Annotated in this window: 6 protein-coding genes, 1 tRNA gene and 1 pseudogene; 3 read left to right on the forward strand and 5 right to left on the reverse strand. The window is 64.6% G+C overall.

The genetic code is table 11. The features are described from left to right. The 3 genes and pseudogenes from ACFDS3_RS17110 to glgX form a co-directional block, all read left to right on the forward strand. A pseudogene (locus ACFDS3_RS17110) lies at positions 1 to 1,072 on the forward strand (malto-oligosyltrehalose synthase); the annotation flags it as partial. A 181-nt stretch (positions 1,073 to 1,253) separates the two neighbouring features. Then, on the forward strand, positions 1,254 to 2,372 hold the full coding sequence (locus ACFDS3_RS17115; protein WP_375263567.1) for a sugar phosphate nucleotidyltransferase: 1,119 nt from the start codon (positions 1,254 to 1,256) through the stop codon (positions 2,370 to 2,372). A 69-nt stretch (positions 2,373 to 2,441) separates the two neighbouring features. After that, positions 2,442 to 4,406, forward strand: coding sequence for a glycogen debranching protein GlgX (gene glgX, locus ACFDS3_RS17120; RefSeq protein WP_375263572.1), 1,965 nt, complete (start codon positions 2,442 to 2,444; stop codon positions 4,404 to 4,406). Between the two features lie 184 nt (positions 4,407 to 4,590). Here the strand turns inward: glgX and ACFDS3_RS17125 are convergent, their stop codons facing one another. The 5 genes from ACFDS3_RS17125 to ACFDS3_RS17145 all read right to left on the reverse strand — a co-directional run. Beyond that, positions 4,591 to 4,803, reverse strand: a complete 213-nt coding sequence (locus ACFDS3_RS17125) for a hypothetical protein (RefSeq protein ID WP_375263568.1) — start codon at positions 4,801 to 4,803, stop codon at positions 4,591 to 4,593. 200 nt (positions 4,804 to 5,003) lie between these two features. After that, positions 5,004 to 8,624, reverse strand: a complete 3,621-nt coding sequence (locus ACFDS3_RS17130; protein WP_375263569.1) for a vitamin B12-dependent ribonucleotide reductase — start codon at positions 8,622 to 8,624, stop codon at positions 5,004 to 5,006. Positions 8,625 to 8,973: 349 nt separating this feature from the next. Further along, positions 8,974 to 9,050 (reverse strand) — tRNA-Pro (locus tag ACFDS3_RS17135). Positions 9,051 to 9,122: 72 nt separating this feature from the next. Further along, entirely contained in the window at positions 9,123 to 9,659 is a 537-nt protein-coding gene (locus ACFDS3_RS17140; RefSeq protein WP_375263570.1) for a DUF192 domain-containing protein, read from the reverse strand. Further along, positions 9,575 to 9,969: cold-shock protein (locus ACFDS3_RS17145; protein WP_375263571.1), on the reverse strand; the 395-nt coding region annotated here is incomplete at its 5' end. The genes ACFDS3_RS17140 and ACFDS3_RS17145, both read right to left, overlap by 85 nt.

Below are 9,969 nucleotides of genomic sequence, written 5' to 3' on the forward strand. Positions count from 1 at the left end.
CATGCTCTGGCGCGAGAGCGCCAACCGCGCGGCCAAGAATATTCGCCACAGGGAGACTATTGATTGGCTGGTAGATCGGATGCTCGCCGCCGATACCGACGAAGCGCAGGCTTTCACCGCGCGGATGGAGCAGGTCACGGGTGCGCTTCTGGCCAAGGCCCACGAGGACACGGCCGGCTTTCGGTTCAATCGGTATCTTGCCGCGAACGAGGTTGGCGCCGATCCTGACCGACCCACGACCACCGCTACCGAAGTACAGGACGCGCTGGACGAGCGTCGCCGCTGGCCTCACGCCCTGACGATCGGCTCGAGCCATGATACGAAACGCAGCGCGGACGCCCGCGCCCGCATTGCCGGGCTGAGCCATGCACCCGACGCGTTGAGCGCCTTGTGGGGACGCGCCTGTCGCCTGAAGGGCAGCGACGCGCTCGACGCGAACCGCCGCTTCTACGCCTTCCAGACGGCACTTGCGGTCGCGGGTGAACCCGAGGCCGCCGACCGCGCCGCCGACCACATGGTCAAGGCGCTCCGTGAGGGGAAGGAAGTCAGTTACTGGACCGCCCCCAACGAGGAGCGCGAGGCCAACATGCAGGCCTGGGTCCGCGCTCTTGTCGCGGACTGGGACGCGCAGCAGCCGCAGGAACTTGCGCGGGTCCTGCGGATCGGGGCGCATCTGTCGCTGGTCGAGATCGCGCTGCGATGCCTGTGGCCCGGGATGCCCGACATCTATCAAGGCGAAGAGACGCTGCTTCTGCAACTGACGGACCCGGACAATCGCCGTCCGCCCGATTGGGACCGCCTGGCAACCCTGCCAAACGGAGACACGGCGTCCGACCGCAAGGCGGACCTCCTTCGCACGCTCCTTTCGCTGCGCACCGCCGAGCCTGCGCTGTTCCTCGACGGCACCGCCGAATGGCAGGATGAGGGGTCCACCCGTCACCTGGTGCGTCGCGCTGGAGATCGCGAGGTACGACTTTCGATCGCCACCACGGACCTGCCCGAAGACGGCCTGCTTTGGAAGGACCACAGCGATGACTTGGGCCAGACCCTCGGCCTGTTCTTCTTGAGCTAGGGGAGAACCCTTCGCCTTCACGTTGTTACGCACGATGCCCTCGCATGGACTGCGAGGGCATTTTTCTTTCTGATACCGCTGCTTGTGAGGTTATACCCCCGATCACGTTTCGCTTGATGCGGGAACCGGCAGGGCCGCGCAAAGCTTTCCTTTGCGTGATCTGGCGGTTCAGGAGTAGCGAGTGGGAGATCTTGGGTTCAAACGTGGCTGTGCGTCGAATACGGGCGCAGCGTGGCCGCACGACGTCCTTCCCGTGCTCCTCGCCGGGGGCAAGGGATCGCGTCTTCACGAACTGACTCAGACCATCTGCAAGCCTGCTGTACCGTTTCTTGGCACGACCCGCATCGTCGACTTCACGATGGAGAACCTTCGCCTCGGCGGGGTGCCCGAAGTGATGGTGGCGACGCAGTATCGCGGAAAGAGCCTGCACACCCACCTAAAGACCCGTTGGCAGGAATCGATGTCGGTGAAGATCCGCCATGCGCCACAGATGATGGGGCGTGCGGAGGGCTCCAGGGGCACGGCCGACGCGGTCAGGCTGCTGATCGACGAGATCGATTCCATAGCGCCGCGCGACGTCCTGATCCTTGCGGCGGACCACGTCTATCGCATGGACTATCGGCGCATGATCGACGCGCACCGCGCGACTGGTGCTGCGGTGACCGTGGCGGCCGATTGCGTGCCCCGCCACACGGCCAGCGCGTTCGGCGTGCTGGAGACCGATCCGTTCGACCGCATCGTCCGCTTTGTGGAAAAGCCCGGCAATCCGCCCAGTTGGTCGCGCGATCCATCTATCGCGCTCGCCAGCATGGGCCTGTATGTCTTTCGCTGGGACGCCCTGAGGACGCTCTTGTTGGAGAACCCGGGCGCGCTCGACTTCGGACACGATATCCTGCCGGCGGCAGTCTCGCAAGGACGCACTTTCGCTTACGCACCAAGTGCGCACGCGCCGCTCTATTGGCGGGACGTCGGAACGCTCGACGCGCTACGCGCCGCGGCGCTGGACTTCATGTCGGACTCTCCTCCGTTCGCGCTACCCAGCCCGCCCGGAGCGACCCCGCGCCTCGGCATCATGGACAGCGTGATCATGGAGGGCGCCTTCGTCTCCGAAGGGGCGCTGGTGTCGAACTGCATCGTGGCACCGGGGGTGACCGTGCCCTTCGCCTGCGCGATCGGCGTCGATCCGGCCTCGGACGCGGTGCGCTATCGCCGCACCCCGCTCGGAACCATCCTCGTCACACCGGGAATGATCTCCGCAATGCAACCAAAGGCCGCCCGCCACGTTTCAGTGGCGATGTGACTCCAACGCCAAGGTGGCCCTTACGTGACCCGTCTCTCATTTGACCGCAGCGCCGCGTCCAATTCCGCCATGGGAGCACAGTTTGATGGAGAGGGCACGAACTTCGCCCTCTTCTCGGATCATGCCGAGCGGGTCGAGCTGTGCCTTTTCGACGAAGCCGGAAACGAAACGCGCCTTGACCTGCCCGACATGGAGGGCGGCGTCTGGTACGGCTACCTCCCCGGCATCTATCCCGGCCAACGCTACGGATACCGGGTTCACGGTCCCTATGCGCCGAGCGAAGGACACAGGTTCAATCCCAACAAGCTGCTGATCGACCCCTACGCGCGCCAGCTGACCGGCGCCGTCGTCTGGAACGACGCCCTGTTCGGTTATGACGTCTCGACCGGCGACGACCTGACCTTCGACGAGCGCGACAGCGCGCCTTACGTGCCCAAGTGCTTCGTCACCGATCCTGCCTATGACTGGGACAGCGACCGGGCGCTCTTCACGCCCTGGCGCGAGACAGTGATCTACGAAGCCCACGTGCGCGGCCTGACCATGCTGCGTGACGACGTGCCCGAGGACATGCGCGGCACCTTCGCGGGCCTGGCTTCGGACCCGATGATCGAGCACCTGCACAAGATCGGCGTCACCGCGATCGAGCTTCTGCCTGTTCACGCGTTCCTTCAGGACAACCACCTGATCGAGAAGGGGCTGTCGAATTATTGGGGCTACAACACGCTCAACTTCTTCGCGCCCGAGCGGAGATATCTGAAAACGGGCGAGTGGGGCGAGATCAAGAGCGCCATCAACCGCTTCCACAAGGCCGGGATCGAGGTGATCCTCGACGTTGTCTACAACCATACCGCCGAAGGGTCCGAACTTGGGCCCACCCTGTCCTTCCGCGGGATCGACAACCTGTCCTACTACCTGCACGGCGACGACCCGCGGCACTGTTATGACACGACCGGCACCGGCAACACGGTCAACGTCGCGCATCCGATGGTGCTGCGCATGGTGCTCGATTCGCTGCGCCACTGGGTCGAAGAGATGCACGTGGACGGGTTCCGCTTCGACCTTGCCTCGACGCTGGGCCGCGAGGCGACGGGGTTCGAGCGCGAGGGCTCTTTCTTCGCCGCTATCCGGCAGGACCCGGTCCTGTCGCGGGTCAAGCTGATTGCCGAACCCTGGGACATCGGCGACGGCGGCTACCAGGTTGGCGGCTTCCCCTGGCCCTTCCGCGAGTGGAACGACAAGTTCCGCGACGACACCCGCGCCTTCTGGCGCCGCGAAGGCGGGCAGAAGGGCAAGCTGGCCGAGCGGCTCTGTGGCAGCCCGGTTCAGTTCGACCACTCGAACCGCCCCGCCACCTCCAGCGTCAACTTCATCGCCGCGCATGATGGCTTCACCCTGTGGGACGTCGTGTCCTTCAACGACAAGCACAACGCAGCGAACGGCGAGAACAACAACGACGGCCACAACAACAACCTCAGCGATAACATGGGCGTCGAGGGGCTGAGCGAAGACCCCGACATCATCGCCCGCCGGATGCGGCGCGTCCGGGCGATGCTGTCGACGCTGATGCTGTCGCGCGGCGTTCCGATGATGTTGGCCGGCGACGAGTTGGGCAACAGCCAGGACGGCAACAACAACGCCTATTGCCAGGACAACGAGATCGGCTGGACCCGCTGGGACAACGAGGAGCGCTCGTCCCTGACGGAGACGCTCGCGCAGCTCGCGACGGTCCGCAAGCAGAACCCCCTGCTGCTCGAAACCGCCTTCGCCTGCGACACGGAGGTGACCTGGCGCGCCCCTGACGGCACCGAAATGACGGACGACATGTGGGGCGACGACGATGCGCCGCTTGTTATGGACGTCGCGGGAGACGGAGACCGGCTGATCGTCATCATCAACGGCGGGGACGACGCAACCGTCAAGCTGCCCAAGGGTGATTGGCAGGTCAGCTTTGCCTCCGAGCCCGAGGCGATCAATCTGAAGGGATCGACCCTGTCGATCGGCTGGCAGACGGTGGTGGTCGTCGTGCCGGCCTGAACCCAGAGATGGACGCCGGCTGACTGGCGCTCGCCAAGCCCAGCCTGCACTAAAAAATGGGGCCCCGATCGGGACCCCTTCGGTTTTGCTTGTCGAGCTCGATTGGTTCACCGCTCGGACTGTTCTTGCCTGCGGCTCGACCAGCACCGGGGGCGAGCGCACCCGCCCCGGACCTGTGAATCTTCTATCCGAGATTGTCGCTCTTTGACCCTTTCGGGTTGGAAGCAACGAATTTCATGCCTTCCGCGGTTGTTCGGACGTGGTAGCCGGGGTGTGCCCCCCGTTCGACTTCGGGAACGAGCTTGTGCCGCGGCATGTGGCCCCGGCCCGGAACGTTGAAACCGATGTTCAGCCCCGAGCGGGATTCCTTCGTAACACTGATGCGTTTTTTGGCCATCGAGTGATGCTCCTGATATCCACAAGTTACCCCCATGTCGGAGCTTTTCTGTGGATGGTTAGTAGCGCCGCGTTGCTCCGCTGTGCAGGTCCTCTAACCGTGTTCCTTGTCGGCTAGAATGAACCGGTCAGCTTCGCCTCAAGTTGAGCTTGAGGCTGGCCGGGGCCGGTGCTGCTACACCGGCCCCAACCCTCGATCTCTTAGCTACACCCAGACGTGCCGCCGCAGGTGTTGCACTTCATGCAGGTGCCGTTGCGGACCAGCGTGTAGTTGCCGCATTCGCCGCAAGGATCGCCCTCGTAGCCCTGCATCTTGGCCTTCAGGCGTTCGTCGACTTGCGGCACGGCCTCGGTCTGCGCCTCGTAGGTCTGCACGGCGACGGCCTCGGAGTGGGACAGCGAGACGGTCTGTGATCTGCCGCCCTGCATCACCACCAGCTCCTTCGGCGCACGGCCCCGGAGGTAGCCGGTCGAGGCGACCTGGCGCAGCACGTCGAGAGGCGAAGACCCGTCAGACCCTGGCATGTCCGAGAAGTTGCGCTTGCCCTCTTCCTCGCCGCGGCCAAGGTCGTCGAAGGCCTGCCCCTCGGGTTTGACGTGGGCGAGGTCCGAGCGGTCGAGATAGCTGACCGCCAACTCGCGGAAGATGTAGTCGAGGATCGAGGTCGCGTTCTTGATCGCCTCGTTGCCCTGCACCATCCCTGCCGGTTCGAACCGGGTGAAGGTGAAGGCGTCCACGAATTCCTCCAGCGGCACGCCGTATTGCAGGCCCACCGACACCGCGATGGCGAAGTTGTTCATCATCGCCCGGAAGCCAGCACCTTCCTTGTGCATGTCGATGAAGATCTCGCCCAGCTTGCCGTCGCGATATTCGCCGGTGCGCAGATAGACCTTGTGGCCGCCCACGATCGCCTTCTGCGTATAGCCGCGCCGCCGCTCGGGCATTTTCGCGCGGCCCTTGGCGATCTCCTTGTAGACGATCTTCTCGACGATCTTCTCGGCCAACACCTGCGCCTTTTCGTGCTGCGTCCCGGTGGCGAGGGTCTCTTCGGCCTCCTCGTCATCCTCGATCAATGCAGAGGCCAGCGGCTGCGACAGTTTCGAGCCGTCGCGGTAGAGCGCGTTGGCCTTGGTGCCCAGCGACCACGACAGCTCGTAGGCCTTCTGGCAATCCTCGACCGTCGCCGTGTTCGGCATGTTGATCGTCTTCGAGATCGCGCCCGAGATGAAGCTCTGCGCCGCCGCCATCATGTGGATGTGGCTGTCGACGCCGAGGTAGCGCTTGCCGATCTTGCCGCAGGCGTTCGCGCAGTCGAACACGCTGTAATGCTCGGGCTTCAGGTGCGGCGCGCCTTCCAGCGTCATCGTCCCGCAGACATGAAGGTTCGCGGCCTCGATCTCGGCCTTCTTGAAGCCCAGATGCTGGAGCAGGTTGAAGGTCGGATCCGCCAGCTTCGCCGCGGGGATGCCCAGCGTCTTTGTCAGGAACTCTTCGCCCAGGGACCACTGGTTGAACACGAAGCGGATGTCGAAGGCCGAGGCGAGCGAAGCTTCGATCTTGTCGATCTCGGCCTGACCGAAACCGTGACCGATCAGCGAGGTGTGGTTGATCCCGGGCGCGTTGCCCAAGGAGCCGTGGCCGACGGCGTAGGAGACGATCTCTTCGATCTCGCTCGACCGGTAGCCCAGCTTTTCGAGCGCGGCGGGCACCGAACGGTTGATGATCTTGAAGTACCCGCCGCCCGCGAGCTTCTTGAACTTCACCAGCGCGAAGTCGGGCTCGATCCCGGTGGTGTCGCAATCCATCACGAGGCCGATGGTGCCCGTCGGCGCAATGACCGAGACCTGTGCGTTGCGGTAGCCGTTGGCCTCGCCCAGGCGCAGCGCCTCGTCCCAGGATTGCCGCGCCAGTTCCACAAGGCACTCCTGCGGGCAGTTCGCAGCGTCGAGCGGCACCGGCTTGACCGCCAGCCCCTCGTAGCCGTCGAAGTCCCCCTGCGCCGCGCGGCGGTGGTTGCGGATGACCCGCAGCATGTGCTGCGCGTTGCGCTCGTAGCCGGGGAACGCGCCAAGCTCGCCCGCCATCTCGGCCGAGGTGGCGTAGCTGACGCCGGTCATCAGCGCGGTCAGCGCACCGCAAAGTGCCCTGCCCTCGTCACTGTCATAGCCGTAGCCCATGGTCATCAGCAGGCCGCCGATATTGGCGTATCCCAGGCCCAAGGTGCGGAAGTCGTAGGACCGCTGAGCGATCTCCTTCGACGGGAATTGCGCCATCATCACGCTGATCTCGAGCGTGACCGTCCACAGGCGCGCGGCGTGCATGTAGGCATCGGCCTGGAACGCGCCGTCCTTGTAGAAGGTCAGCAGGTTCAGCGACGCCAGGTTGCAGGCCGTGTCGTCGAGGAACATGTATTCCGAGCACGGGTTCGAGCCGCGGATCGGCCCATCCTCGGGGCAGGTGTGCCAGGCGTTGACCGTGTCGTGGAACTGGATGCCGGGATCGGCGCAGGCCCAGGCGGCGTGGCCGATCTGCTCCCACAACTCGCGGGCCTTGATGGTCTTGGCAACGCCGCCATCGGTGCGGCGGATCAGCTCCCAGTCGGCGTCGTCCTTCACCGCCTTCAGAAAGGCATCGGTGACGCGGATCGAGTTGTTCGAGTTCTGGCCCGAGACCGAGCTGTAGGCCTCGCTGTCCCAATCGGTGTCGTAGGTCGGGAACTCGATCGAGGTGTAGCCCTGCCGCGCATAGTCGAGGATGCGCTTGATATAGGTCTCGGGGATCGCCGATTTCTTGGCGGATTTTACCGCGGCCTTGAGGGCGGGGTTGGCGTTCGCGTCGTAGCGCGCGTCGCCCTGGTCCTCGTTTTCGGCGATGGCGGTGAAGATGCCGTTCAGCTCGCGGCTATGCAGCTTTGAGCCGGCGACGAGGCTGGCGACCTTCTGCTCTTCGATGACCTTCCAGTTGATGAAGGATTCGATGTCGGGGTGGTCGGCGTCGACGATCACCATCTTGGCGGCCCGGCGCGTGGTGCCGCCCGACTTGATGGCCCCCGCCGCGCGGTCGCCGATCTTCAGAAAGCCCATCAGGCCCGAGGATTTGCCGCCGCCGGACAGGGCCTCGCCCTCGCCGCGCAGGGACGAGAAGTTCGAGCCGGTTCCCGAGCCGTACTTGAACAGACGCGCCTCGCGGACCCACAGGTCCATGATGCCGCCATCGTTCACCAGGTCGTCCGAGACGGACTGGATGAAGCAGGCGTGGGGCTGGGGATGCTCGTAGGCGGTTTCCGACTTGGTCAGCTTGCCCGACTGCCAATCGACGTAGAAGTGACCCTGGCTCGGGCCGTCGATCCCGTAGGCCCAGTGGAGGCCGGTGTTGAACCATTGCGGGCTGTTCGGCGCGGCCTTCTGGGTGGCCAGCATGTAGCGCATCTCGTCGAAATAGGCGCGGGCGTCCTCTTCGGTGGTGAAATAGCCGCCCTTCCAGCCCCAGTAGGTCCAGGCACCGGCAAGACGGTCGAACACCTGCTTGGCGCTCGTCTCGCCGCCACGGGCGCAGTCACCATCGGGGGCCGAGCGCCACAGGAACTCGGGCACGCCCTTTTCGCGCACGCGCTTGAGCTTCTCGGGGATGCCGGCCTTGCGGAAATACTTCTGGGCGATGACGTCCGAAGCGACCTGGCTCCAGCTGACCGGAACCTCGACGCTGTCATTGCGGAACACGATCGAGCCGTCGGGATTGCGGATTTCGCTCACCGTCGTGGTGAACTCGAGATCCGCATAGGCGTCCTGCCCGGCCTTGGTGAACTTGCGCTCGATCTTCATGTGTCCTGTCCTCTGCCCTGCGTCGATGCCGACCACACGCGGTTGCCCGGCCCGTTGGTCGGAACTGCGTCGGTCAATACTAAATGTGGTGGCGTGTTCGGTTCTTGGCACAAACTGGCGCGTGTCGCCGGTCCGGTCAACGCCAATGTCAGAGTTGTCCCGAACAAAAAATTCTTGACGATTTGCGACAAAGCAACCCGGGGTTGCCGACCACCCGGAAGCGTCTGAAATCCTTGGAATCCACGCGCGACTCGCATTTATCCACAGGCGCGGGAGAACGGGGGAGAACTACGCAGGCGACACACGGAACAGCGGCGAACCGCGCATCAATCGCAAGATGTGGTGGAAATGGTCGGGGCGAGAGGATTCGAACCTCCGACCCTCTGCTCCCAAAGCAGATGCGCTACCAGGCTGCGCTACGCCCCGACGTGTCCTTCCCTAACCGCGATGCGGCCGATTTGAAAGCCGCCACGAACGCTGTTGCCACAAAAGGTCCGATCAGCCTTCGCCGCAGGGCCAGGCCGCAACATCTTGCGGCAAATCGGGGTGACGCAGCTGGCTACCCTCCTCGATTCCGAAGCGAGCAGCCATGCCCCCGTTGATCTCGAGCACGGACAGCACCGCATCCCCACCGGGGATCGGTGTCTCGTCCTCCGGCACGGCATTCTCGTGAATCCGCGTGACCGTGCCCGTCTCGTCAAGAAACAGCATGTCGAGGGGGATGAGCGTGTTGCGCATCCAGAACGACGCCGGCTGCGGGCGGTCGTAGATGAAGAGCATCCCCTCCATCGCCGGCATGTCCTCGACGAACATCAGGCCCTTGGCACGCTCCTGCGCATCGTCGGCGACATCGACCGTGAACCGCGCCTTGCCCCAATCGCCCCGAAGCTCGACGGCGTCCTCGGAACAGGCGGCCCAGGCCGAGCCGCCAAAGGCGCACAGGAGAGCGGCTATTCGGCCGCTTCCTCCTGCTGCCAGTCGTACTTGTCGACGCAGGCCGTTTGCCCGTCCGCCTCGTTGATCGCGCTTTCCCATACACCAACCTGCGTTGCCAGCTTGCCTCGCGCGCCGTCGGCCACGCGGATTGCAATCGCCTCGCCCGGCTGCAGATCCGCGAGAGAGGACCGGCGCAGGACCTCGATATGAACGAAGACATCATCGCTCAGGCCGAAGACGTTGGCAAACCCGAAGCCCTTGGCGCGGTCGAACCACTTCACGCGCGCCGGCACCAGCTCCCCTCCAACAAGCGACTCGTCAAAGGGCAGCGGGCTACGCTCGCCCTCCTCGACCGGCTCGCCCGGAGTGATCGACAGGATCTCCTGCGCTTGGCTGCCGCGCGGGGTCT

Source organism: Palleronia sp., from assembly GCF_042089775.1.
Taxonomy (GTDB): Bacteria; Pseudomonadota; Alphaproteobacteria; order Rhodobacterales; family Rhodobacteraceae; genus Palleronia.

What these genes read in the sequence shown, in the direction of transcription:
- glgX (WP_375263572.1), top strand. Translation starts at nt 2,442, where the DNA reads ATGGGAGCACAGTTTGATGGAGAGGGCACGAACTTCGCCCTCTTCTCG.
- ACFDS3_RS17125 (WP_375263568.1), bottom strand. Translation starts at nt 4,803, where the DNA reads ATGGCCAAAAAACGCATCAGTGTTACGAAGGAATCCCGCTCGGGGCTG.
- ACFDS3_RS17130 (WP_375263569.1), bottom strand. Translation starts at nt 8,624, where the DNA reads ATGAAGATCGAGCGCAAGTTCACCAAGGCCGGGCAGGACGCCTATGCG.
- ACFDS3_RS17140 (WP_375263570.1), bottom strand. Translation starts at nt 9,659, where the DNA reads ATGGGAAAGCGCGATCAACGAGGCGGACGGGCAAACGGCCTGCGTCGA.